This window comes from Pseudomonas sp. GW822-FHT03F08 (assembly GCF_058801265.1).
In genome coordinates this window covers 32265-55785 of record NZ_JBXANC010000001.1, presented here as the reverse complement: position 1 = coordinate 55785, position 23521 = coordinate 32265, and the positions used below count along the sequence as shown (strand labels likewise).

General features: G+C 59.9%; 20 protein-coding genes. 5 read left to right on the top strand and 15 right to left on the bottom strand.

The genetic code is table 11. The features are described from left to right. Window positions 1-121 precede the first annotated feature (121 nt). The 3 genes from rpoD to rpsU all read right to left on the bottom strand — a co-directional run bounded on the left by rpoD (window position 122) and on the right by rpsU (window position 4701). Window positions 122-1969 (bottom strand): RNA polymerase sigma factor RpoD, encoded by a 1848-nt coding sequence (gene rpoD, locus AC1RME_RS00255; protein ID WP_096817878.1) that lies wholly within the window; start codon window positions 1967-1969, stop codon window positions 122-124. 67 nt (window positions 1970-2036) lie between these two features. Further along, window positions 2037-4004 (bottom strand): DNA primase, encoded by a 1968-nt coding sequence (gene dnaG / locus AC1RME_RS00250; RefSeq protein ID WP_493090201.1) that lies wholly within the window; start codon window positions 4002-4004, stop codon window positions 2037-2039. Between the two features lie 481 nt (window positions 4005-4485). Then, window positions 4486-4701 carry a 30S ribosomal protein S21 gene (gene rpsU / locus AC1RME_RS00245; protein WP_002551877.1) on the bottom strand — a complete coding sequence of 72 codons (216 nt, stop codon included), beginning with the start codon at window positions 4699-4701 and terminating at the stop codon, window positions 4486-4488. Between the two features lie 199 nt (window positions 4702-4900). On the opposite strand from rpsU, the gene tsaD reads away from it, so the two are divergent. Further along, window positions 4901-5926, top strand: coding sequence for a tRNA (adenosine(37)-N6)-threonylcarbamoyltransferase complex transferase subunit TsaD (tsaD, locus tag AC1RME_RS00240; protein WP_493090199.1), 1026 nt, complete (start codon window positions 4901-4903; stop codon window positions 5924-5926). Between the two features lie 23 nt (window positions 5927-5949). On the opposite strand, the gene plsY is transcribed toward tsaD, so the two are convergent. Next, a complete protein-coding gene (plsY, locus tag AC1RME_RS00235; protein ID WP_096817882.1) occupies window positions 5950-6519 on the bottom strand; it encodes a glycerol-3-phosphate 1-O-acyltransferase PlsY in 570 nt (189 codons plus the stop codon). Window positions 6520-6593: 74 nt separating this feature from the next. Between plsY and folB the strand changes: the two genes are divergently transcribed. Together folB and folK are read left to right on the top strand one after the other, a co-directional pair. After that, window positions 6594-6950, top strand: a complete 357-nt coding sequence (gene folB, locus AC1RME_RS00230; protein WP_011336216.1) for a dihydroneopterin aldolase — start codon at window positions 6594-6596, stop codon at window positions 6948-6950. Next, a complete protein-coding gene (gene folK, locus AC1RME_RS00225) occupies window positions 6941-7462 on the top strand; it encodes a 2-amino-4-hydroxy-6-hydroxymethyldihydropteridine diphosphokinase (protein ID WP_096817884.1) in 522 nt (173 codons plus the stop codon). The genes folB and folK overlap by 10 nt, the downstream gene beginning before the upstream one ends. 42 nt (window positions 7463-7504) lie before the next feature. On the opposite strand, the gene AC1RME_RS00220 is transcribed toward folK, so the two are convergent. From AC1RME_RS00220 to AC1RME_RS00170, 11 genes are all read right to left on the bottom strand, one after another. After that, window positions 7505-8734 (bottom strand): multifunctional CCA addition/repair protein, encoded by a 1230-nt coding sequence (locus AC1RME_RS00220; protein WP_096817886.1) that lies wholly within the window; start codon window positions 8732-8734, stop codon window positions 7505-7507. Window positions 8735-8797: 63 nt separating this feature from the next. Continuing rightward, window positions 8798-10360, bottom strand: coding sequence for a SpoVR family protein (locus AC1RME_RS00215; RefSeq protein WP_096817887.1), 1563 nt, complete (start codon window positions 10358-10360; stop codon window positions 8798-8800). Next, window positions 10357-11628 (bottom strand): YeaH/YhbH family protein, encoded by a 1272-nt coding sequence (locus tag AC1RME_RS00210; protein WP_096817889.1) that lies wholly within the window; start codon window positions 11626-11628, stop codon window positions 10357-10359. Before AC1RME_RS00210 ends, AC1RME_RS00215 begins: the two co-directional genes overlap by 4 nt. Window positions 11629-11833: 205 nt before the next feature. Then, window positions 11834-13756: a PrkA family serine protein kinase gene (locus tag AC1RME_RS00205; RefSeq protein WP_096817891.1), complete on the bottom strand. Its 1923-nt coding sequence runs from the start codon at window positions 13754-13756 to the stop codon at window positions 11834-11836. A gap of 297 nt (window positions 13757-14053) precedes the next feature. After that, complete coding sequence (gene glpE, locus AC1RME_RS00200; RefSeq protein WP_007959911.1) at window positions 14054-14383, bottom strand: thiosulfate sulfurtransferase GlpE; 330 nt, start codon at window positions 14381-14383, stop codon at window positions 14054-14056. 33 nt (window positions 14384-14416) lie between these two features. After that, window positions 14417-15298 (bottom strand): symmetrical bis(5'-nucleosyl)-tetraphosphatase, encoded by an 882-nt coding sequence (locus tag AC1RME_RS00195; RefSeq protein ID WP_102619788.1) that lies wholly within the window; start codon window positions 15296-15298, stop codon window positions 14417-14419. Then, the gene (apaG, locus tag AC1RME_RS00190; RefSeq protein ID WP_493090196.1) at window positions 15298-15678 is read right to left on the bottom strand and encodes a Co2+/Mg2+ efflux protein ApaG; all 381 of its coding nucleotides are present in this window, start codon (window positions 15676-15678) and stop codon (window positions 15298-15300) included. Before apaG ends, AC1RME_RS00195 begins: the two co-directional genes overlap by 1 nt. Before the next feature lie 113 nt (window positions 15679-15791). Continuing rightward, entirely contained in the window at window positions 15792-16610 is an 819-nt protein-coding gene (gene rsmA / locus AC1RME_RS00185) for a 16S rRNA (adenine(1518)-N(6)/adenine(1519)-N(6))-dimethyltransferase RsmA (protein WP_096817896.1), read from the bottom strand. Continuing rightward, window positions 16607-17596, bottom strand: coding sequence for a 4-hydroxythreonine-4-phosphate dehydrogenase PdxA (gene pdxA, locus AC1RME_RS00180; protein ID WP_096817898.1), 990 nt, complete (start codon window positions 17594-17596; stop codon window positions 16607-16609). Before pdxA ends, rsmA begins: the two co-directional genes overlap by 4 nt. Beyond that, window positions 17593-18909: a peptidylprolyl isomerase SurA gene (gene surA, locus AC1RME_RS00175; protein WP_141401754.1), complete on the bottom strand. Its 1317-nt coding sequence runs from the start codon at window positions 18907-18909 to the stop codon at window positions 17593-17595. Before surA ends, pdxA begins: the two co-directional genes overlap by 4 nt. Then, a complete protein-coding gene (locus tag AC1RME_RS00170; protein WP_096817900.1) occupies window positions 18890-21703 on the bottom strand; it encodes an LPS-assembly protein LptD in 2814 nt (937 codons plus the stop codon). The genes surA and AC1RME_RS00170 overlap by 20 nt, the downstream gene beginning before the upstream one ends. Before the next feature lie 130 nt (window positions 21704-21833). Here AC1RME_RS00170 and AC1RME_RS00165 point away from each other — a divergent pair, with 130 nt between their 5' ends. Continuing rightward, complete coding sequence (locus AC1RME_RS00165; RefSeq protein WP_493090194.1) at window positions 21834-22853, top strand: aminoglycoside phosphotransferase family protein; 1020 nt, start codon at window positions 21834-21836, stop codon at window positions 22851-22853. Next, a complete protein-coding gene (gene murU / locus AC1RME_RS00160; RefSeq protein ID WP_096817903.1) occupies window positions 22850-23521 on the top strand; it encodes an N-acetylmuramate alpha-1-phosphate uridylyltransferase MurU in 672 nt (223 codons plus the stop codon). Before AC1RME_RS00165 ends, murU begins: the two co-directional genes overlap by 4 nt.

Sequence of the window (23521 nt, the reverse complement as noted above, 5' to 3'; positions counted from 1 at the left end):
GTCTCGTTATGGCTCGGGGGAATGTTTCGAGTGTAGACGGGCTGTGCGCGAGGGAAGGGCGGAGCGAGGTATTTAATCTGCCCATAAACAAAACCCCCGGCCTGGGCCGGGGGTTCTGGTGTCACTCGTCGAGGAAGGAGCGCAGATGCTCGCTTCGCGTCGGGTGGCGCAGCTTGCGCAGCGCCTTGGCTTCGATCTGACGGATCCGCTCGCGGGTCACGTCAAACTGTTTGCCGACTTCTTCGAGCGTGTGGTCGGTGTTCATGTCGATACCGAAACGCATGCGCAGTACCTTGGCTTCACGGGCAGTAAGGCCGGACAGTACTTCGCGAGTCGCTTCTTTCAGGCTCTCAACAGTGGCGACATCGATTGGCGACTGCATGGTCGAGTCTTCGATGAAGTCACCCAGATGGGAGTCTTCGTCATCACCGATCGGGGTTTCCATGGAGATCGGCTCTTTGGCGATCTTCAATACCTTGCGGATCTTGTCCTCAGGCATTTCCATGCGTTCACCCAGCTCTTCCGGGGTCGGTTCGCGACCCATTTCCTGCAGCATCTGCCGGGAAATACGGTTGAGCTTGTTGATCGTCTCGATCATGTGCACCGGAATACGGATGGTGCGGGCCTGGTCGGCGATCGAGCGAGTGATCGCCTGACGGATCCACCAGGTGGCATAAGTCGAGAACTTGTAACCGCGACGGTATTCGAACTTGTCCACCGCTTTCATCAAGCCGATGTTGCCTTCCTGGATCAGATCGAGGAATTGCAGACCGCGGTTGGTGTACTTCTTGGCGATGGAGATCACCAGACGCAAGTTCGCTTCAACCATCTCTTTCTTCGCGCGGCGGGCTTTCGCCTCACCGATCGACATGCGACGGTTGATGTCCTTGATCTCGGCAATGGTCAAACCGGTTTCGGTTTCCAGCGCGGTCAGCTTTTGCTGGCAACGAATGATGTCCGGTTGCACGCGGCCAATGGCTTCGGCGTACTTGCTCTTGCCTTTGGCCAGGGCGTCGGACCAGCTTTCGTCGACTTCGTTGCCCGGGAACTGGCGCAGGAAATCGGCACGCGGCATACGTGCATCACGTACGCACAATTGCATGATCGCGCGCTCTTGCTGACGCAGACGATCCAGCGCACTGCGAACGCGCTCGACCAAGGCTTCGAATTGCTTCGGCACCAGTTTGATCGGCATGAACAGCTCGGCCAGGGCCAGCAACTCGGCAACGGCTGCCTTGTTGTGACGACCGTGCTTTTTCAGCGCCTTGCGGGTGATTTCCATCTGGTCAGCCACGGCGCCGAAACGCTGGGCAGCAATGACCGGATCCGGACCGCTTTCGGCTTCTTCTTCGTCATCGGAAGCTTCGGCGTCATCGTCCTCGGAATCGTCGTCCGCTTTCGCGGCTTTCGCATCGATCGGCGGCGGCACTTCGGCGGCCGGCGGTGTAATGCCGTCGTCCGGGTCGATGTAACCGCTCAGAACGTCGGACAGGCGACCGCCTTCGGTGGTGACCCGAGTGTATTCGGAGAGAATGTGGTCAACCGTGCCCGGGAAGTGCGCGATTGCGCTCATCACCTCACGGATGCCCTCTTCGATACGCTTGGCGATTTCGATTTCGCCTTCACGAGTCAGAAGCTCGACCGTACCCATTTCGCGCATGTACATGCGCACTGGGTCAGTGGTGCGACCGATATCGGTCTCCACCGCTGCCAACGCAGCGGCTGCTTCTTCCGCAGCGGCCTCGTCGGTATCGGCGTCGGCCAACATAAGGGCGTCCGCATCCGGAGCACTCTCGTGTACGGGGATCCCCATGTCGTTAATCATGCGGATGATGTCTTCCACCTGCTCAGGATCTGAAATATCCTCGGGCAGGTGGTCGTTGACCTCGGCGTAAGTCAGATACTTCTGCTCACGACCCAGTTTGATCAACTCAATAATACGAGACTGCTGTTGCGCTTTTCCGGACATAACACCCTATCCACTGAAGGTCTTGGCGGGCAAAAAACAAGCCGAGGATTATACCTGAGCTATGACCTCACGCGCCAGTTGAGGTCGGGTTTGATGCAGGAACATCCCGTTTAAGCAACTCGAGCAGCAAAGATTTTTCTTCGGCGCTCAAATCGCTTTGACGTGATTTCCTGGAAAGTTGTTCCAGCTTTCGCTCGCGCTGGCGGGCGGACAAGCTAGTTATGGTGTCGAAAAACTGTTGTTCAAGGTTTTCTCCGTTGACCAGCCATTCCTTTTCTGCCAGGCGGGTCAGCAATCGACCCTGCTCGGTGCCGTGCCATCGCGAGATCAACTGAAAAGAGTTTAGCTGAGGATTCTTTTGTACGGCCTCAAGCGAGGCCACCAGAAGCTGGGTGTTGGTATTGTCTTCGTCCGCGAAGTGACCGGCGGTCTCGACTTTCAGGGCCAGCTGCGGGTGGTGGATCACGGTTCGCAGGGCGGCCATGATCGGTGTTTCGACGGCGGCCGGTATCCGTGGGGCACGCGGTTGATCGCGATCACCACCACGTTTGCCATTTTTGTCCCAGGGTTTCTTGTCCCATTTCTTGCCGCCGGCGCCGGATTTCTTCGGTGTCCATTCCTGCTGCGGCACATACATGTCCTGTGCCTGCGGCTGATGGTAGTCGCTGTAGTCCGGTATTGCGTCGTAATCGATGCCTGGATCGTAGGCGGGCGGTGCTTCCTGTGGTGCGCTCTGGGCCAGCTGACTGACGGTCTCGCTGCTCAGACCGGTGATTTCGGTCAGGCGCTGACGCATCAGGATCCGCAGATTGGCCCCCGGCACCTTGTCGATCAGCGGTGCGGCAAGGGTGGCCAGGTGCGCCTTGCCTTCGAGCGAGCGAGGGTCGGCCTCTTCGGTCAGTTGCTGGAAGAAGTAGTCCGCCAGCGGTTGTGCGTGCTGGTTGATTCGCGCCCGGAAGGCGTCGGTGCCTTCGGCTCGGATCAAGGTGTCCGGGTCTTCGCCTTCAGGCAGAAACAGGAAGCGCGCGCGGCGACCGTCCTGCAGGCTGCTCAGCGTAGCTTCCAGTGCGCGCCAGGCGGCGTTGCGGCCGGCCTGGTCGCCGTCAAAGCAGAACAATACGTTCGGCACGACGCGAAAAAGACGTTTCAGGTGTTCTTCACTGGTGGCCGTGCCCAGCGTCGCGACGGCATTGCGCAGGCCTTGCTGGGCCAGGGCGATGACGTCCATGTAGCCCTCGACGACGATGATTTCGTCGAGGTTGCGGTTGTTCTTGCGTGCTTCATAAAGGCCGTAGAGTTCCTGGCCTTTATGGAATACCGGGGTTTCCGGCGAGTTCAGGTATTTCGGTTTGTCGTCGCCGAGAACTCGGCCACCGAAGGCAATGATGCGCCCACGGGTATCGCGGATCGGGAACATCACACGATCACGGAAGCGATCATAGCGTTTGCCGGTTTCGGCGTTCTCGATCAGCAGGCCGGCGTCGATCATGGCTTTCTGCTGCAGGGTGTCGCTGCTCAGGTGCTTGAACAGGTTGTCCCAGCCCGGTGGGGCAAAGCCGAGGCCGAAGTCTCGGGCAATCTCGCCGGTCAGGCCGCGACCTTTTAGGTAGTCCACGGCAGCCTTGCGTGCCGGGTGGCTCTTGAGCGCCTGCCGGTAAAAATCGGCGGCGGCGGTCAGCAGCGGATAAAGCGGCGAATCGGTCGGCTGTCGCGGTTTGTGCGAGCGGCCACCTTCTTCGCGCGGGATTTCCATGCCCGCCGCCTTGGCCAGATCCTCGACGGCCTGGGGGAAGTCCAGGTTGTCGTGATCCATGAGAAAACCAAGCGCGTTGCCGCCAGCGCCGCAGCCGAAGCAGTAATAGAACTGCTTGTCGGGGCTTACGCTGAACGACGGGGTCTTCTCTTTATGAAACGGGCAACAGGCGGTGTAGTTTTTGCCGGCCTTCTTCAGTTGCACGCGCGAGCTGACCACGTCGACGATGTCGGTGCGGTTCAGCAGGTCGTCAATGAAGCTCTGGGGAATCAGCCCGGCCATGGCGTTCTCGTCTGCGCTGTAATGGGTCCGATGCGAAGGGCGGCCGGACGATCATGGTGTGAGGCGCGCAAGATAAAGTGCGGCTCGACCAGTGTCGTTGACGTAATCGCTGTCGGGAAGTGTATCTGCCGAAAATTCACTGACGTTAGTACTCATCAGTCTTCGACTATTTGAAAGTGTTGCGCTGAATCCGCTGACGGCCGGTATGCTGGCCTCGGATAGCTCATGAAACGGGCACGCAAGCAGGTGCCTTGGGCTGATCGTCGTAAGAGGAATCAGTGGGTGTGCTCGTCAGTAGCCTTGAAAGGCTCGTCAGAAAAGACGTGCACCGCTGGCAAAAGAGCCAGGCCTGACGCGGTGAAGCGGATTTGTCTCGGTCGCGTGTGCGGCTTCGACGGTGAAGCATCAAGCGTTTTACGCAAATGCCATAAGCCCGGCTGAGGGCCGGGCTTGGCAGAAGCTTGCTACGATCGTCTGTGTATTAGTACAGACGAACGGCGCGGCGCTGTTCGCGCTGAACTTTCTTGGCGTGACGCTTAACAGCGGCTGCTGCCTTGCGCTTACGCTCAGAAGTTGGCTTCTCGTAAAATTCGCGGCTACGAACTTCAGCCAGTACACCGGCTTTTTCGCAGGAGCGCTTGAAACGACGCAGAGCTACGTCGAAGGGTTCGTTCTCTTTAACTTTGACGGCTGGCATCCAGAGCTACCTTCATTCATTACCGGGGTCAACATCCTCGCGGCAAAAGAGCACTTGAAGACGTCGGTTTTTAAGGGTTGCGGATGTTAACCCCTCAACGCTCGGAATGCAAAGCCTCTGATCGAAAACCGCTGGTCGGGGCATCCAGTGGCGACTATTATGCGCGCCTTCGAATTCAGCCTAAACAAGGCGCAAACCCATGCTAGTACTGGGATTAGAAACTTCCTGCGACGAAACCGGCGTCGCTTTATACGACAGTGAACGCGGTCTGCTGGCCGACGCATTGTTCAGTCAGATCGACCTGCATCGCGTCTACGGCGGTGTGGTGCCGGAGCTGGCCTCGCGCGATCACGTCAAGCGCATGCTGCCCTTGATCCGTCAGGTGTTGGCCGAGGCCGACTGCGTGCCGACCGAGATCGACGCCATCGCCTACACCGCGGGTCCTGGCCTGGTCGGTGCCTTGCTGGTCGGTGCTTCGTGCGCTCAGGCGCTGGCGTTTGCCTGGGGTATTCCGGCCCTCGGTGTGCACCACATGGAGGGCCACTTGCTGGCGCCGATGCTGGAGCCAAAGCCGCCGGAATTTCCGTTCGTCGCTTTGTTGGTTTCCGGTGGTCATACGCAGCTGGTTCAGGTCGATGGCATCGGCCAATACAGCCTGCTGGGCGAAACCCTTGATGACGCCGCAGGCGAAGCGTTCGACAAGACCGCGAAGATGATGGGCCTCAACTACCCGGGCGGCCCGGAAATCGCCAAATTGGCGGAGAGGGGCGTCGCAGGACGTTTCACCTTCCCGCGTCCGATGTGTGATCGCCCAGGCCTTGATTTCAGCTTCAGTGGCTTGAAGACCTTTGCCCTCAATACCTGGCAGCAGTGCGTCAGCGCCGGGGACGACAGCGAGCAAGCCCGTTGCGACATCGCGCTGGCGTTCCAGCAGGCCGTGGTGGAGACTTTGACCATCAAGTGCAAGCGTGCGTTGAAGCAGGCCGGCATGAAGCGTCTGGTGATCGCTGGCGGCGTCAGTGCCAACAAGGCGTTGCGTGTATCGCTGGAGAAAATGCTCGGCGACATGAAGGGCGATGTGTTCTATGCCCGTCCAGAATTCTGCACCGACAATGGCGCAATGATTGCGTTTGCCGGTTGCCAGCGTTTGCAGGCTGGCCAGCAGGAAAGCCTGGCGATCAGCGTGCAGGCGCGCTGGCCGATGGAGCAGTTGTCGGCGCTGTGATGAGCGGCGCTCACGTGCGGTATTTAAAAATGCCGTTCGCGCCCGGCAAACAGGTCGCGTAGATTGCCCCGGTGGCGCCAGACGATCAGCAGCGTCAGCGTGCTCATCGGCAGCAGCGCCTCCGGTTCCTGCCAGGCCAGTAATGGCAGGGTCAGGGGCGTGGCGATCAGCGCTGCCAGCGAGCTGGTGCGGGTCAGATAGAACGTCAGCAGCCAGGCACACACGGCCAGCAACGCGGCAGGCGGATACAGGCCCAGCAGCATGCCGGCCGCCGTGGCAACGCCCTTGCCGCCGCGGAAACGGAAGTACAGCGGGAACAGGTGACCGATCACGGCGCAGACGCCGATCCAGGCCTGATCCTGTAGTGGAAGGCCCGCTGCCGAAGCGATCAGCACCGGCAGCAGGCCTTTGCACAGATCACCCAGCAGGGTCAGGATCGCGAGTTTGCGACCGGCCAGGCGCAGCATGTTGGTGGCACCGGCATTACCCGAGCCACTCATTCGCGGGTCCGGATTTCCGGTCAGGCGGCTGAGCAGAATGGCGAAGGACAGCGAGCCGAGCAGGTAGGCGAGGATCGCCAGTAACCAAAACATGCTAACTATTCCGGGCGAGGACGCCCTGATTCTAACGGCGCATTGCGCCCTTGTCGTGCAGCGGAGAAAAGTGCTTGGACAGAGTGTTTATCGAGGGCCTGGAAGTCGACACCGTGATCGGTGCCTACGACTGGGAGCGCGGCATCCGACAGTGCCTGCGCCTTGATCTGAGCTTCGCCTGGGACAATCGCCCGGCTGCTGCCGGTGACGACCTGACCCTGGCACTCGATTACGCCAGTGTTTCCACGCGGATCCAGGCCTTTGCCGAGCAATCCCAGTATCAACTGGTCGAGACCTTCGCCGAGCGTCTGGTCGAAGTGCTGATGAACGAATTCAAGATTACCTGGGTGCGTCTGAAGCTGACCAAGCCTGGCGCGGTCCCGGCCGCCAAGGGTGGTGTGGGCGTGGAGATCGAGCGCGGATGTCGCTGACTCAGGTCTATCTCGGGCTCGGTAGCAATATCGAGCGCGAAACCCATTTGCGCGCAGGTCTGGATGCCCTGGCCGGTTTTCTGGTGGATATCCGCTGTTCGGCGGTGTTCGAAAGCCAGCCGGTGGGGATCAAGAGCGGGCCTTTCTACAACTTCGTGGTCTCGGCGTTTACCGATCTACCGTTGATGGAGCTGGATCGTCGGCTGAAATTCATCGAGGCGGATAACGGTCGTTATGCCCCGGATCGCAAGGGGCTGCCGCTGGATATCGACGTCTTGCTGTACGGCGAGCTGGCAGGCAATTTCGACGGGCTGATCCTGCCCCGGGCCGAAATTCTGAAAAATGCCTTTGTGCTGTGGCCGCTTTCGCTGATTGCGCCGGATCGTGTACATCCAGGCGTGGGAAAAAGTTTTGCCACGTTGTGGGCCGAGGCGCAGATCGATCAGGTGTTGGCACCGGTCGGATTTGAATGGCGCGGTATTCAGCTCACGCCTTCAGATCTGTTGAACTGACTGGAGCCATCGCGAGCAGTCTCGCGATGGCTCCAGATGTTCTCAGGAAGACGCTGATTCCTTGTAAGCCTTCAACGCCTTGAGCCGTTCGCGCTTGAGCGCTTCGCCCAGTTCGGGGCCCTGGAAGCCCTTCTCCAGCAGCGGCTGTACCGCAACGCCCCGAGCAGCGCTGGCTGCGCCGCGCAGGTAATCCGCCTGTGGATAACTGCGCTGCTCAAGTCCTTTGCGGCCTCGGGCATCCATCTCGCACGCGACGATAAATTCTTCGAAACGCTGCGGTCGGCGATAAACATCAAAGCTCTGCAGCAATTCCAGCAAGGTCGACGCCTTCAGCTCCAGGGCGCGATGACCGTGGGTGTGGTACTGGCCGACCAGCAAGGCCAGTTCCTGACAATCCTTCGGTGCCTTGAAGCGCTCGTTGACGGCTTTGATCAGCTTCAGGCCTTTGTGCTCATGGGCGATATGCCGCGGCCATTCCTCTTCCGGCGTCAGACCTTTGCCGAGGTCGTGCAGCAGGCAGGCCCAGCGCACTGTCAGCGGTTGCTGGTGCAGGGCGGCTTGCTCAAGCACGCTCAGCGTGTGAATGCCGCTGTCGATTTCCGGGTGATGGGCTTCCGGTTGCGGTACGCCGAACAAGGCATCGACTTCCGGCATCAGTACTTTCAGAGCGCCGCAATCGCGCAGTACCTGAATGAACACCTGCGGCTGATTTTCCATCAGTGCGCGGGAAATCTCTTTCCAGCTGCGTTCGGCGGTCAGTGCCTCCAGTTCGCCGGATTCGCTGAGCTCGCGCATCAGTTCCAGCGTCTCGGGCGCGACCTTGAAGCCGAGTTCCGCGTAACGAGCTGCAAAGCGGGCAACACGCAAGACTCGCAGGGGATCTTCGGCGAACGCGGGGGAAACGTGACGCAGGATTCGATCGTCGAGATCGCGCTGGCCGTGATACGGGTCGGTCAGATTTTGCTGATCGTCCTCGGCCATGGCGTTGATCGTGAGGTCGCGACGGATCAGGTCTTCTTCGAGCGTGACCTCGGGACTGGCGTGAAAGGTGAATCCGCCATAACCGCGACCGCTCTTGCGCTCGGTGCGGGCGAGGGCGTACTCCTCGCCGCTTTTCGGGTGAAGAAACACAGGGAAATCCGCGCCTACCGGGCGAAACCCTTTGGCGAGCATTTCTTCTGCGGTGGCACCGACCACCACCCAATCGATGTCGGTGACCGGTTTGCCCAGCAGGCGATCACGTACTGCGCCGCCGACCTTGTAAATCTGCATAAAAAACCTCCGTTGGCCCGACAGGATAACCCTTGCGCCGGACTTTCGGAGGCCAGAACGGGATCAAAGATGAATGACGGCCAGATCGAGCCGACCGTAATCCCCCTCGCCGTGTTCGCTGCGGGGCGGTACGTGGTGGGTTTTCATGATCTGGTCGCCCTGCAGGGTTTCCAGATGAATGTCGAAACCCCACAACCGGTGCAGGTGCTTGAGTACCTCTTCGGTGGAGTCGCCCAGCGGTTTTCGGTCGTGCTGCTGGTGACGCAGGGTCAGTGAGCGGTCGCCGCGCCGGTCGATGCTGTAGATCTGCACGTTCGGTTCACGGTTGCCGAGGTTGTACTGCGCGGCCAGGGTCTCGCGGATGATCCGGTAGCCGCCCTCGTCATGAATGGCGGGCACCAGCAGATCGTCCTTCTGGTCGTCATCGAGGATGCTGAACAGTTTCAGGTCGCGGATCACCTTGGGTGACAGGTACTGCAGGATGAAACTCTCGTCCTTGAAGCTGCTCATGGCGAACTTGATGGTCGACAGCCAGTCGGTGCCGGCGATTTCCGGGAACCAGCGACGGTCTTCTTCCGTCGGTTCTTCGCACATGCGCCGGATGTCGCGGTACATGGCAAAACCCAGTGCGTAAGGGTTGATGCCATTGTAGTAGGGACTGTCGAAACCTGGCTGGAACACCACGCTGGTGTGAGACGTGAGGAACTCCATCATGAAGCCGTCGGTGACCAGACCCTCGTCGTACAGGTCGTTCATCAACGTGTAGTGCCAGAAGGTTGCCCAGCCCTCGTTCATCACCTGGGTCTGGCGCTGTGGATAGAAATACTGGGCGATCTTGCGCACGATCCGCACGATCTCCCGCTGCCAGGGCTCCAGCAGCGGCGCGTGTTTCTCGATGAAGTACAGGATGTTTTCCTGTGGCTCGGCCGGGAAGCGTGCGTTGTCCTTGTCGCTGTATTTGTCTGCGCCCTTGGGAATGGTGCGCCACAGGTCGTTGATCTGTTTCTGCAGGTGTTCTTCGCGATCCTTCTGCCGGCGCCGCTCTTCCTCGGCGGAAATCGGGTACGGACGTTTGTAGCGGTCGACGCCGTAGTTCATCAAGGCATGGCAGGAGTCGAGCAGGTCCTCGACCGCGTCGATGCCATGGCGCTCCTCGCATTGCATGATGTACTGCTTGGCGAACACCAGGTAATCGATGATCGAGCTGGCATCGGTCCAGGTGCGGAACAGGTAGTTGCCCTTGAAGAAGCTGTTGTGGCCGTAGCAGGCATGGGCCACCACCAGCGCCTGCATGCAGATGGTGTTTTCCTCCATCAGGTAGGCGATGCACGGGTCGGAGTTGATCACGATCTCGTAGGCCAGCCCCATCTGCCCGCGACTGTAGGATTTCTCGGTGCTGAGGAAGTGTTTGCCGTAGGACCAGTGGTGATAGCCCAGCGGCATGCCGACCGAAGCATAGGCGTCCATCATCTGTTCGGCGGTGATCACTTCAATCTGGTTGGGATAGGTGTCCAGGGCGTACCCGGCCGCGATCCGGGCAATTTCGCGGTCGTAGGTCTGGATCAGCTCGAATGTCCATTCGGAGCCGGTGGAAATGGGTTGGCGCTTCTGCTCTTTGGCGGTCATGTCACTAACCTGCGCTGGAAGAGTTCACGGAAGACCGGATAGATATCTCCGGCCGAGACCAGCTGCTGCTGGGCAAAAGTGTCAGAAAAGGCTTCGGCGATGCGTTCGTACTCGTACCACAGGGCCTGATGTTCGCGCGGGGTGATCTCTACGTAAGTGTAGTACTGCACAAACGGCATGATCTGATTGATCAGGATGTCGCGGCAGATCGGCGAGTCGTCGTTCCAGTTGTCGCCGTCGGAAGCCTGTGCGGCGTAGATGTTCCATTCGTTGCTCGGGTAGCGCTCGGCCATGATCTCCTGCATCAGTTTCAGTGCGCTGGAAACGATGGTGCCGCCGGTTTCCCGCGAATAGAAAAACTCTTCTTCGTCCACTTCCCGTGCGCTGGTGTGGTGGCGGATGAACACGACGTCGATCTTGTCGTAGTTCCGCTTGAGGAACAGGTACAGCAGGATGAAGAAGCGTTTGGCGATGTCCTTGGTCGCCTGGGTCATGGAGCCGGAAACGTCCATCAGGCAGAACATTACAGCTTTGGAGCTAGGGTTCGGTTGCTTGATCAGCAGGTTGTACTTGAGGTCGAAGGTGTCGAGGAACGGCACACGGTGGATACGTGCGCTGAGTTTTTCGATTTCGGCTTCGAGATTCTGGATATCGCCGAAGTTGTCCGGTTCTTCGCGTTTCAGGCGGGCCAGTTCTTCCTTGGCTTCGCGCAGTTTGGCGCGGCTGCTGCCGGACAGCGCGATTCGCCGGGCGTGGGCCGAGCGCAGTGTGCGAATGATGTTGATCCGGGACGGGTTGCCCTCGTTGCTGATCCCGGCGCGGACGGTCTTGAAGGTATCGGTGCCGCTCAGGTTGCGTTTGACCAGGTTGGGCAGTTCGAGGTCCTCGAACATGAATTCGAGGAATTCTTCCTGGGTGATCTGGAAGACGAATTCATCCATGCCTTCGCCGGAGTTGCCGGCCTTGCCCGGTCCGCGACCGCCGCCGCCTCCCGGTGGGCGGGCGATGTGTTCGCCTGCGGTGAATTCCTTGTTGCCGGGGTGAACCACGGTCTGCTTGCCGCCACGGCCGTGGTGAAGCACCGGTTCGTCGATGTCGCGACCGGGAATGCTGATTTGCTCGCCGTGCTCCATGTCGGTGATGGAGCGCCGGCTGACCGCCTCTTCGACAGCCTTCTTGATGTGGTCACGGTAACGCCGCAGGAAGCGCTGACGGTTCACCGTGCTCTTGTTCTTGCCATTGAGACGTCGGTCGATCACATAGCTCATGACTGCTCCTTAGAAGCTGTCCTGCAAAGGGGCGAGCGGTCATGCAGCGTTGAACCGAATGCCAAGGGACGCACACGCTCCCCCAAGCGCTTTGGGTGCTGCCTGAACCTCGCTACCGCCTTTCGAACACCTTCCAGAGGCCTGTGTAGCAGAAAATGTGCACACAAGCCTCGGGCTGACGACAACCGGTCTGACCGGCCGCGGTTTACTGTGATTTTCTGACCCGCAGATACCACTCGGAGAGCAGTCGTACCTGTTTGTCGGTGTAGCCGCGTTCGACCATTCGTGTAACGAAGTCGTTGTGTTTCTGCTGATCCTCTTTGCTGGCCTTGGCATTGAAGCTGATGACCGGCAGCAGATCCTCGGTGTTCGAGAACATTTTCTTCTCGATGACCACCCGCAGTTTTTCGTAGCTGAGCCAGGTCGGGTTCTTGCCGTTGTTGTTGGCCCGGGCGCGCAGTACGAAGTTGACGATTTCGTTGCGGAAATCCTTCGGATTGCTGATGCCGGCCGGTTTCTCGATTTTTTCCAGTTCCTCGTTGAGGGCGACGCGGTTGAGGATCTCGCCGGTTTCCGGATCGCGGTATTCCTGATCCTGAATCCAGAAGTCCGCATACAGCACGTAGCGGTCGAAGATGTTCTGGCCGTACTCGCTGTAAGACTCGAGGTAGGCGGTCTGGATTTCCTTGCCGATGAATTCGATATAACGCGGCGCCAGGTATTCCTTCAGGTAGCGCAGATAGCGCTCGCGGGTTTCGGCCTGGAACTGTTCCTGTTCGATCTGCTGTTCCAGCACATAGAGCAGGTGCACCGGGTTGGCGGCGATTTCATGCGGGTCGAAGTTGAAGACCTTGGACAGGATCTTGAACGCGAACCGGGTCGACAGACCGTTCATGCCTTCGTCGACGCCCGCCGAGTCGCGATATTCCTGGATCGACTTGGCCTTTGGATCGGTGTCCTTGAGATTTTCGCCGTCGTACACCCGCATCTTGGAGTAGATGTTGGAGTTTTCCGGCTCCTTCAAGCGTGACAGCACGGTGAACTGCGCCAGCATCTTGAGGGTGTCCGGCGCGCAATGGGCCTTGGCCAGGGAACTGTTGAACAGCAGTTTGTCGTAGATCTTCACTTCGTCGCTGACCCGCAGGCAGTACGGTACTTTGACGATGTAGATCCGGTCGATGAAGGCTTCGTTGTTCTTGTTGTTGCGGAAGGTGTGCCACTCCGATTCGTTGGAGTGGGCCAGCAGGATCCCGGTGAACGGAATCGCGCCGAGGCCTTCGGTACTGTTGTAGTTGCCTTCCTGAGTGGCGGTCAGCAACGGGTGCAGCACCTTGATCGGTGCCTTGAACATTTCGACGAATTCCATCAGACCCTGGTTGGCCCGGCACAGCGCGCCCGAGTAGCTGTAGGCATCGGCGTCGTTCTGCGGATATTCCTCGAGTTTGCGGATGTCGACCTTGCCGACCAGCGCCGAGATGTCCTGGTTGTTCTCGTCACCGGGTTCGGTCTTGGCCACGGCGATCTGGTTGAGGATCGACGGGTAGAGCTTGACCACGCGGAACTGGCTGATGTCGCCGCCGAATTCGGCCAGGCGCTTGGTCGCCCATGGCGACATGATGGTGTTCAGGTAGCGCCGGGGAATGCCGAAGTCTTCTTCGAGGATCGCGCCATCTTCGGTGGCGTTGAACAGACCCAGGGGAGATTCGAAAACCGGTGAACCCTTGATGGCATAGAAAGGCACTCTTTCCATGAGTTGTTTCAGCTTCTCGGCCAGGGAGGATTTACCACCACCGACGGGGCCGAGCAGGTAGAGGATCTGTTTCTTCTCCTCGAGGCCCTGGGCGGCATGGCGGAAATACGACACGATCTGGTCGATGCATTCTTCCATCCCGTGGAAGTCTTCAAAGGCCGGATAGCGGCGGATCACCTTGTTCGAGAAGATTCGCGACAGCCTCGAGTTGGTCGAGGTGTCGAGCAGCTCCGGTTCGCCGATGGCCATTAACAGACGTTCGGCAGCGGAAGCGTAGGCGCTACGGTCTTTCTTGCACAGCTCCAGGTACTCTTGCAGCGAGAGTTCTTCCTGGCGTGTGGACTCGAAGCGTTGTTGGAAGTGGCTAAAGATACTCATGACGTCACCTCGCTCGATACGTGGAGCCGACGCCGGATCACTCAGTCGATGCTGGCAAGCAGCCGCTAAGGCAGCTGTTGTTTACCCCCCAGAACCCCTCCGCGATCGACAACCGCGAAAGTCACTCCCGATGACCCGTGCGCCGGTGTACCGGCTCTCCCCTGTTTTGGATGGCCTGGGCTTAAGGATAGTTGGGAATTCAGGAGGTAAAGGCGAGATACGTAATTAGTTGTGGCAGACCGTTCGTCTGCCACCGCGCGAGCCCACGGGAGCCGGGGCTTGCACGTTACAAAAAAATTATTCGGAGGTGCCTTGCGCGGTTTCCGAAGGAAAAGTCGTACGCCATAGCTCGAAGCCACCGTCCATGCTGTAGACGTCGGAGAAGCCCTGGCTCACGAGATACGCCGCGGCACCCTGGCTCGAGTTGCCGTGATAGCAGACCACGACGGTCGGAGCATCGAGGTCGGCCCCCTGGATGAAGGCGTGCAGGGAATGATTGTCCAGATGCTTCGAGCCGCTGATGTGCAGCGCCGCGAATGTGGCTGGGTCACGGACGTCGACCACCACGGCACCTTGCTCGCGCAGGGCCTGGGCCTGTTCTGGGGGGATACGTTTGAATTCGCTCATGGCGGGTTCCTGTGGCTCGGCTGAAAACGCAGTCTAACGCGCAGCGCTGACTGGCGAGGATTCGGTGATCAATGGCGCGACCGGGGGCAGGACGCCGCCGTGTTCGTCGCATTTGCACGACAGCCGTTCAAAGCTGTCGACGTTCATCAGGGTCAGGCTGCCGCCCCACACGCAACCGGTGTCGAGGGCTGAAATGCCGGGTTCATGGACATTGCCTTCCAGCGCCGCCCAGTGGCCGAAAATGATTCGCAGGCCACGGGTCTTGCGCTCCTTGTGTTGGAACCAGGGCTTGTAGCCCGGTGGCGCGGTGTCGAGGCCTTCCTTGCTCTTGAGGTCGAGCTTGCCCTCAGCGGTGCAGAAACGCATGCGCGTGAAATAGTTGGTGATGACCCGAAGGCGGGTGACGCCTTTGAGCTCGCTGTCCCACTTCGCCGGCTCGTTGCCATACATGCCGTCAAGGAAGGCCGGGAACAGGTTGTCGTCGCGTAATGCGGTTTCGACTTCCTCGGCGTACTTCAGTGCCTTGCGCAGCGACCATTGCGGTGCAATGCCGGCGTGCACCATGGCGACTTCACGTTGCTCGTCGTAGTGCATGAGTTTCTGCTGGCGCAGCCATTCCATCAGTTCGGCGCAGTCCGGCGCTGCGAGAATCTCGCGCAGCGTGTCGGACTTCTTCATCCGCTCGATGTTTTTCGCCGCTGCCAGCAGGTGCAGGTCGTGGTTGCCGAGTACGCAGACCAGCGATTCACGCATGCCATAAAGGAAACGCAGGGTTTCCAGCGATTGCGGGCCACGGTTTACCAGGTCACCCACCAGCCACAACCGATCCACTGCCGGGTCGAACGCAACCTGCTTGAGCAGGCACTTGAGCGGTTCGAGGCAGCCTTGCAGGTCGCCGACGGCATACGTCGCCATTAGTGCAGGGCTCCGGGAACGGCGAGGCGGAAGGGTTTGATGATTGCGTCGAAATGCTTGCCGTCGCTGGCGACCATTTCATAGCTGCCCTGCATGGTGCCGACCTTGGTGGTCATGACCGTGCCGCTGCTGTAGGTGTGGCTTTTTCCCGCGTCGATCAGTGGCTGTTGGCCCACCACGCCGGCGCCGCGCACCTCTTCGACATGACCGTCGCCATCGGTGATCACCCAATGCCGGGAGATCAGTCGGGCTGACTGCTCGCCATTGTTCTGCACGGTGATGGTGTAGGCGAAGGCAAAGCGGTCGTGCTCGGGTTGCGATTGGTCTGCCAGATAGTGAGTTACGACACTGACATCGACCTGATAACGAGGATCAGACATGCAAAAGGCCTTAAGGACAAAGCGGAACGCGGGGTGTCGCCGATGGGTTGAGTCTAGGCAAGTATCGGGCAGGAGACCAGAGCGGTGTCCTGCCCGAGCGCAATGCTTGCCTGTCAGTCGGCAGCGGGTGTTGGTGCGGGCTGTTCGGCGAGCTTGTCGGCCAGGCGCACGAATGCCGCCAGGTCAAGCTGCTCGGGGCGCAGACTGCCATCGACGCCGGCGGCTTCGATTTCAGCGTTGCTCAGCAATTGCTTGAGGGTGTTGCGCAAGGTCTTGCGGCGCTGGTTGAAGGCTTCGCGCACGACGCGCTCCAGCAGGCGATGGTCCTTGGCCGGGTGCGGCAGTACCGCGTGCGGCACCAGGCGGACGATGGCCGAGTCGACCTTCGGCGGCGGGTTGAAAGCACCCGGGCCGACGTTGAACAGGTGTTCGACCCGGCAATGGTACTGAACCATGATCGACAGACGGCCCCAGTCACCACCACCCGGACCTGCGGCGAGACGCTCAACCACTTCCTTCTGCAGCATGAAGTGCATGTCGCGGATGATGCCGGCGTTGTTCAGCAGGTGAAAAATCAGCGGCGTGGAGATGTTGTACGGCAGGTTGCCGACCACGCGCAGGCTGTTCGGTGCGGCGTTCAGGGTATTGAAGTCGAACTTCAGCGCATCGCCCTGATGCAGGTTGAAGTTGCTCTTGCCGGCGAACTGCTGGTTGAGGATCGGGATCAGGTCCTTGTCCAGTTCCACCACGTCGAGTTGTGCACCGCTGTTCAGCAGGCCTGCGGTCAATGCACCCTGGCCCGGGCCGATTTCCAGCATCCGGTCGTCAGGCTTGGCGCTGATGGAGCGCAGGATGCGGTCGATGACGCCGGCATCGTGCAGGAAGTTCTGGCCAAAGCGTTTGCGCGCCTTGTGTTGGTATTGCTCGGTCATAAACGGGTCTCGGCCATCTGGTAGGCGGTTTCCAGGGCGACCTGCAGGCTGCCGGTGTCGATCTTGCCGCTACCGGCCAGATCCAGGGCGGTGCCGTGGTCGACGGAGGTGCGGATGATCGGCAGGCCCAGGGTCACGTTGACTGCAGCGCCGAAGCCTTTGTACTTGAGCACGGGCAGGCCCTGGTCGTGGTACATCGCCAGCACTGCGTCGCAGTGCTCCAGATATTTGGGGGTAAACAGAGTGTCGGCAGGCAGCGGGCCACGAAGGTCCATGCCCTCGCCGCGCAGGCGCTCCAATGTGGGTTCGATGATGTCGATTTCTTCATGGCCCAGGTGTCCACCTTCACCGGCGTGCGGGTTGAGTCCGCAGACCAGGATGCGCGGTTGGGCGATGCCGAATTTGTCTTGCAGGTCGGCGTGCAGAATTCGCGTGACCCGTTCCAGTCGCTCCGGCGTGATCGCATCGGCGATGTCGCGCAGGGGCAGGTGAGTGGTGACCAGCGCCACGCGCAAACCGCGGGTAGCGAGCATCATCACGACCTGGGCGGTGTGGGTCAGGTCGGCGAGGAATTCGGTGTGGCCGGAAAAAGCGATGCCCGATTCGTTGATCACGCCCTTGTGCACCGGGGCGGTAATCATTCCGGCGAAATCGCCGTTCAGACAGCCATTGCCGGCGCGGGTCAGGGTTTCAAGGACGAATGCGGCGTTGGCCTTATCCAGTTGCCCGGCGACCACGGGGGCGCTGAGCGGGGTGTCCCAGACATAAAGGCTGTCGGCCGGCGCCGGAAGATCCGGCCATTGACCGGGCGACACAGGCAGCAGACTGACGGCCAGCCCCAGCTGCGCGGCCCGCTCTTGGAGCAGGTCGCGGCTGGTGATGGCAATCAGGGGATGTGGCTGGGCTTGCGAGGCGAGCAGCAGGCACAGGTCGGGACCGATGCCGGCTGGTTCGCCGGGTGTCAGCGCGAAACGCTTGGGTTTCACTGCGCTGCCTGGTCTGCACCAGGGAGTTTGATCTCTACGTACGCTTCGTCACGGATCTGACGCAGCCAGGTTTGCAGCTCTTCATCGTATTTGCGGTTGCGCAGTACGGTCATGGCTTGCTGCTCACGGGCCTGTTCGGTGCTGTCAGTGGCGCGACGACCAAGGACTTCCAGAACGTGCCAGCCGTACTGGGTCTGGAATGGCTTGGACAGCTGACCCTGAGGGGACTTGGCCATCACGGCGCGGAATTCCGGTACCAGTGCGTTCGGGTCGATCCAGTTCAGGTCGCCGCCGTTGAGGGCAGAGCCTGGGTCTTCCGAATACTTCTTGGCCAGTTCGGCGAAATCTTCACCGGCCGAGATGCGGTTATAGAGCGATTGAGCCAGTTCCTTGGTCTTTGCTTCGTCGCGAACCGGACTTGGCTTGACCAGGATGTGGCGCACATGCACTTCATCGCGCATCTGGCTTTCGCCGCCGCGTTTTTCCAGCAGCTTCAGGATGATGAAACCACCCGGAGTGCGTGCTGGCTGAGTGATGTCGCCGACAGCCATGCTGCTCAACTCGCGGTCGAACGGCGGTGGCAGTTGAGCAGCTTTACGCCAGCCCATGTCGCCGCCTTCCAGAGCGTTGTCGCTGCCGGACTTGGCAACGGCCAGTTGACCGAAATCGGCGCCTTGCTTGAGTTGCTGATAAACCTCCATCGCCTGACGTGCAGCGCTCTGAATTGCTTCAGAGTTGGCGCTTTCCGGGGTCGGGATCAGGATGTTGGCCAGGTGCAGCTCTTCGGACAGTTGCATCTTGCCCAGGTCGGAGGCGAGGAAGTTCTTCACTTCCTGCTCCGATACCTGAATGCGTTCTGCAACACGGCGCTGACGCACGCGGCTGATGACCATTTCCTTGCGGATCTGCTCACGGGCGCCTTCGTAACTCAGGCCGTCGTGAGCCAGGGCTGCGCGGAACTGATCGACAGTCATGTTGTTGCGCTGGGCAATGGTGCCGACAGCCTGGTTCAGTTCTTCATCGGTGATGCGGATACCGGAACGTTCGCCGATCTGCAGTTGCAGGTTTTCGACGATCAGGCGCTCGAGCACCTGTTGGTCCAGTACGCCCGGAGGCGGCAAGCCGCCACCGCGCTTGGCGATGGTTTGCTGAACTTCGTGGACGCGTTGATCCAGCTGGCTCTGCATGACCACGTCGTTGTCGACGATGGCCACCACTTTATCGATGGACTGCACCGCGGCGTTGGCCGCGGTACCCAGGAACAGCGCGCCCAGCATCAGCGGGCGCAGACAATCAGAAAGCTTGGTCTTCACGTTGACGATAACCTTGGATGCCTTTGTCGAGGAAGCTCTCTACCTTGGCGCCAGTGAGGCCGCCGAGTCCCTTCAGAACAATTTGTAGGAAGACGCCGTGGTCGCCTTTTTCGTTTTGCGGAGCTTCCTGACTGAACTCGTCGTAGGAAACCCAGTAACGGTTGATCAGGCGCAGTTTCCAGCAGCAGTTGTCGTACTCGAAACCACCGAAGGCTTCCAGTGTACGGTTGCGGTTGTAGTCGTACTGCCAGCGGCTGATTGCGCTCCACTGTGGAACGATCGGCCAGATGACCGAGAAGTCATGCTGCTGGATCTTGTAGTAGTCCTTCACGTAGCCAGGCTGGCCCGGGGTGCCGTAGTCGCCACCACCCACCGACCATTTGCCGGTGTTCTGGTCGTAACGAACCTGGTCGTTGCGATAGCGATAACCGAGGTTGACCACCTTGTTCGGGTTGTCTTCAGGCTGGTAGTGGAACATCGCGCTGCCGGAACGTGGGCTGCGGCTGTCCGGATCCCAGTTGTAGTCGGCAGTGGTGCGCCAGTCGCGGTTCCAGCGATATTCGTATTCCAGCGCATAAGGCGAAACGTTGGAATGCGCATCGTCGCGGGTCTTTGGATCGATACCTGGCAGTTGGACTTCGCGATCCTTGAAGTACAAGGCCTGGCCGACACTGATACGTTGACGTTCGAAGCCGTCGTCTTCGATCCAGCGGCTGGTTACACCCAACGAAAGCTTGTTCTCGTCGCCGACCCGGTCGGAACCGGAGAAACGGTTGTCACGGAACAGCGAGGAATAGTTGAAGGTGTATTCGCTGGTGTCGAACACTGGGATGTCTTCTTGATCCACCTCAGGTACATAGAGGTAGAACAGACGCGGTTCCAGGGTCTGGCGGTAGTTCTTGCCAAAGAACGACGTGTTGCGGTCGAAGTACAGGCCGCTGTCGATGCTGGCGATCGGCACGCCACGGTTTTGGTTGCTGCCAAAATTACCGTTGACGTATCGGGCGCCGTTCGCTGCAGCGAATGCCTTCTGGGCAACGATGTCGCTTTTGCCCTGGCCGTCCAGGTCCAGTTGGTACTGGGTGTACTGGTACTTGAGCGATGGCTTGAGGAAGCCATACGTCCAGTTCAGCGGCAGGCTGACGCCAGGCTTCAGATTCAGGCGATCACCGTTGGCACGAGCCAGGCCGGTCACGTTGGTATCCAGGCGCGGCGAGACAGTGCCGTCTTCGTTGACGAAGTCACCGGTTTTCAGATCGCGGTCAAAGCGAACGAGTTCGGTCTCGTAATCGAAGTTCAGGCCTTCCGGGTGGTACGGCAGTTTGCCATTGAAGGTGATCTGCGGCAGGCGCCCGTAAGGTGTGATGTTCGAAACGGTTGCCAGCTGATACTGCTGAGCATTCAGGATGGCGGTGTAGTTATCGCCACGGTAGGCAACCAGACCCTGCTGATTCACGAAGTCCTGGCTCTTCACGCCGATCTGGTCGGTGGTCAGGTCCTGGAAGTAGTACGGATCGCTGATCTTGGTGTAGTCAACCTGGGTGAACACGCGGGAGTCGAGACCGCCCTTGTGTTGCCAGTTGTACATGTAGCGATTTTTTTCGTAATCGGTCTGCTTGCTGCGATCGGTGTCTTCGTCGTTGAGGTACGCGGCGCCGAACTGACCTTCGCTGGATTTGGTCAGATAACGGAATTCGCCTTCCACCAACATGCCGCGCTTGCTCATGTAGCGCGGGTACAACGTGGCATCGTAGTTCGGTGCCAGGTTGAAGTAGTACGGGGTGACCAGCATGAAGCCGGTGTCGCTGCCGGTGCCGATGGTCGGCGGCAGGAAGCCCGACTGACGACGGTCGTCGATCGGGAAATAGATGTACGGGGTGTACAGGATCGGAATGTCCTTGACCCGCAGTGTCACGTTGGTCGCGGTACCGAAGCCGGTGGCAGGGTTCAGGGTAATGTTGTTGCCCTTGAGCTGCCAGGCGTTGCTGTTCGGTTCGCACGTGGTGTACGTGCCGTCCTTCAAGCGGATGATCGCGTTCTCGGCGCGCTTGGCGTACAGCGCGTTACCGCGGATGCGCGACTTGTGCATCACGTATTCGGCGTTGTCGACTTTCGCTTCACCGGTGTCGAGCTGCACATCGGCGTGGTCGCCGACGATCAGCGCGCCATTGTCGCGGATGCGCACGTCGCCCTTGAGTTCGGCGCGGCTCTCGGCCTGATAGAGGCTCGCTTCCTGGGACTCGACCTGCATGCTGCCCTGACGCAGAACCACGTCACCGGCCAGCGTGCCGACCTGATCTTCGGTGTTATAGCGCGAGGCTTTCGCGCCGATGAAGGTCGGGGCGTCACTTTTATTCGTCTTGTCATTCATGCCAGGACGAATTGGTTCGATATAGGAACCAGAGCAGTAAGGACCTGTCTCGGCCAGTTGGGCGGCGGTGAGCTTCTCGCGCGGAACCCAGTCGAGGTGACTGTAGTCTTCGCTACGGGATTTCAGGCCACGGCCCTTGGACTCGGTGACCAGCACGGGTTTGGGACCGGAGTCCGAAACGCTGCCGTTCTCGGCCGGGGTTTCGCCGGTGGCGCTGACGGCACTGCCGTCATGCACCGGACGCGGTGGCAATGCAGCCGCCGACGTCTTTGGCGAACAGGCCCAGCCGCCCGTAGCCGAGACGGCGCAGTCATACTGCTCGGCGGCGACAACGAATGAACTGGCCAGAGGTTGCATAGCCAGCAGACTGCCGGTTACCAACAACGGAAATTTTTTACGAAACGCGGGGGATTTCAATGCCATCTTATTAGTCCGGGCTTCCTGCGTGCCATCTGCCCGCGGTGTGGGCCGCACGCCTCTCGATGGTCTGAAAAAGATGCTGGATAATAAAGCATGACCCGCTTGACGGCTAGCGCCGTCGGAGACCCTTGCAATGCCTGACCAAGATGTACGCTTGCAACACCTGAAAGTTTGGCTCGATGAGCAGTTGGCAACCCTTTTTGCCGATCAGGGCTGGGGTGTCGTACCCCCGGCCACGTTGACTGCGGCCAGCAGCGACGCGAGTTTCCGCCGTTATTTCCGTTGGGAAGGCGCCGGTCGCAGTTTCGTCGTGATGGACGCACCGCCGCCCCAGGAAAACTGCAAACCGTTCGTGGATATCGCCTTTTTGCTGGCGAAATCCGGAATTAACGTGCCGAAAATTTATGCCGAGGACCTCGAGCGCGGATTTCTTTTGCTCAATGACCTGGGCAACAAGACCTATCTCGACGTGATCGACAGCGAAAATGCCGATGCATTGTTCAGCGATGCCTTGCAGTCGCTGCTGGCATTTCAGCAGTTGCCGATGGTGGCACCGCTGCCGAGTTATGACGTCGCGCTGTTGCGTCGCGAGCTGGAACTGTTCCCCGAGTGGTACGTGAAACGCGAACTGGGTGTGGAATTCGACGCCACGCAACAGCAGCAATGGCAACAGGTCAGCGATCTGCTGATCGACAGCGCGCTGGCCCAGCCAAAAGTGCTGGTGCACCGCGACTACATGCCGCGCAACCTGATGCTCAGCGAGCCGAACCCCGGCGTGCTGGATTTCCAGGACGCGGTGTACGGCCCGGTGACCTACGACGTGACCTGTCTGTTCAAGGACGCCTTCCTCAGTTGGCCTGAAGAACGCGTACGTGGCTGGCTGGAAAACTACTGGCAGCAGGCGGCAGCGTTGAACATCCCCGTGCAGCCGGACTTCGAAGACTTCCTGCGCGCCAGCGACCTGATGGGTGTGCAACGTCACCTCAAAGTCATCGGTATCTTCGCCCGCATCTGTCACCGCGACGGCAAGCCACGCTACCTCGGCGATGTGCCGCGCTTCTTCTCTTATATAGAAGCGGTGATCGCACGCCGTCCGGAATTGGCGCAACTGCAGGCACTGCTGGTCAGCCTGCGTAGCGGAGTGACTGCATGAAGGCAATGATTCTGGCGGCCGGCAAAGGCGAGCGCATGCGCCCGCTGACCCTGACCACCCCCAAACCGCTGGTGCGTGCCGCTGGCGTACCGTTGATCGAGTACCACCTGCGTGCCCTGGCGACGGCGGGTTTCAGCGACATCGTGATCAACCATGCCTGGCTCGGTCAGCAGATCGAAGATTACCTGGGCGACGGTTCGCAATTCGGCCTGAGCATCCGTTACTCGCCCGAAGGCGAACCTCTGGAGACCGGTGGCGGTATCTTCCGCGCCTTGCCGTTGCTCGGTGACGAAGCGTTCCTGGTGGTCAACGGTGACATCTGGACCGATTACGACTTCAGCGTGCTGCACCAGCCGATCACCGGGCTGGCGCATCTGGTGCTGGCGGACAATCCGGCCCATCACCCGACGGGCGATTTCTGTCTGGTCGGCGACCAGGTGCAGGACGGGCAACCGGAGACGGCGACCCTGACCTACAGCGGCATCGCTGTGCTGCACCCGCAATTGTTCGATGGCTGCACGGACGGCGCCTTCAAACTGGCACCGTTGCTGCGCAAAGCCATGGCGGACGGGCAGGTGAGCGGTGAGCGACTGAAAGGCCACTGGGTCGATGTCGGTACGCACGAGCGTCTGGCTGAAGCCGAAACCTTGATAGAAGCGAGTCGCTGA

What these genes read in the sequence shown, in the direction of transcription:
- rpoD (WP_096817878.1), bottom strand. Translation starts at nt 1,969, where the DNA reads ATGTCCGGAAAAGCGCAACAGCAGTCTCGTATTATTGAGTTGATCAAA.
- dnaG (WP_493090201.1), bottom strand. Translation starts at nt 4,004, where the DNA reads ATGGCCGGGCTGATTCCCCAGAGCTTCATTGACGACCTGCTGAACCGC.
- rpsU (WP_002551877.1), bottom strand. Translation starts at nt 4,701, where the DNA reads ATGCCAGCCGTCAAAGTTAAAGAGAACGAACCCTTCGACGTAGCTCTG.
- tsaD (WP_493090199.1), top strand. Translation starts at nt 4,901, where the DNA reads ATGCTAGTACTGGGATTAGAAACTTCCTGCGACGAAACCGGCGTCGCT.
- plsY (WP_096817882.1), bottom strand. Translation starts at nt 6,519, where the DNA reads ATGTTTTGGTTACTGGCGATCCTCGCCTACCTGCTCGGCTCGCTGTCC.
- folK (WP_096817884.1), top strand. Translation starts at nt 6,941, where the DNA reads ATGTCGCTGACTCAGGTCTATCTCGGGCTCGGTAGCAATATCGAGCGC.
- AC1RME_RS00220 (WP_096817886.1), bottom strand. Translation starts at nt 8,734, where the DNA reads ATGCAGATTTACAAGGTCGGCGGCGCAGTACGTGATCGCCTGCTGGGC.
- AC1RME_RS00215 (WP_096817887.1), bottom strand. Translation starts at nt 10,360, where the DNA reads ATGACCGCCAAAGAGCAGAAGCGCCAACCCATTTCCACCGGCTCCGAA.
- AC1RME_RS00210 (WP_096817889.1), bottom strand. Translation starts at nt 11,628, where the DNA reads ATGAGCTATGTGATCGACCGACGTCTCAATGGCAAGAACAAGAGCACG.
- AC1RME_RS00205 (WP_096817891.1), bottom strand. Translation starts at nt 13,756, where the DNA reads ATGAGTATCTTTAGCCACTTCCAACAACGCTTCGAGTCCACACGCCAG.
- glpE (WP_007959911.1), bottom strand. Translation starts at nt 14,383, where the DNA reads ATGAGCGAATTCAAACGTATCCCCCCAGAACAGGCCCAGGCCCTGCGC.
- AC1RME_RS00195 (WP_102619788.1), bottom strand. Translation starts at nt 15,298, where the DNA reads ATGGCGACGTATGCCGTCGGCGACCTGCAAGGCTGCCTCGAACCGCTC.
- apaG (WP_493090196.1), bottom strand. Translation starts at nt 15,678, where the DNA reads ATGTCTGATCCTCGTTATCAGGTCGATGTCAGTGTCGTAACTCACTAT.
- rsmA (WP_096817896.1), bottom strand. Translation starts at nt 16,610, where the DNA reads ATGACCGAGCAATACCAACACAAGGCGCGCAAACGCTTTGGCCAGAAC.
- AC1RME_RS00170 (WP_096817900.1), bottom strand. Translation starts at nt 21,703, where the DNA reads ATGGCATTGAAATCCCCCGCGTTTCGTAAAAAATTTCCGTTGTTGGTA.
- AC1RME_RS00165 (WP_493090194.1), top strand. Translation starts at nt 21,834, where the DNA reads ATGCCTGACCAAGATGTACGCTTGCAACACCTGAAAGTTTGGCTCGAT.
- murU (WP_096817903.1), top strand. Translation starts at nt 22,850, where the DNA reads ATGAAGGCAATGATTCTGGCGGCCGGCAAAGGCGAGCGCATGCGCCCG.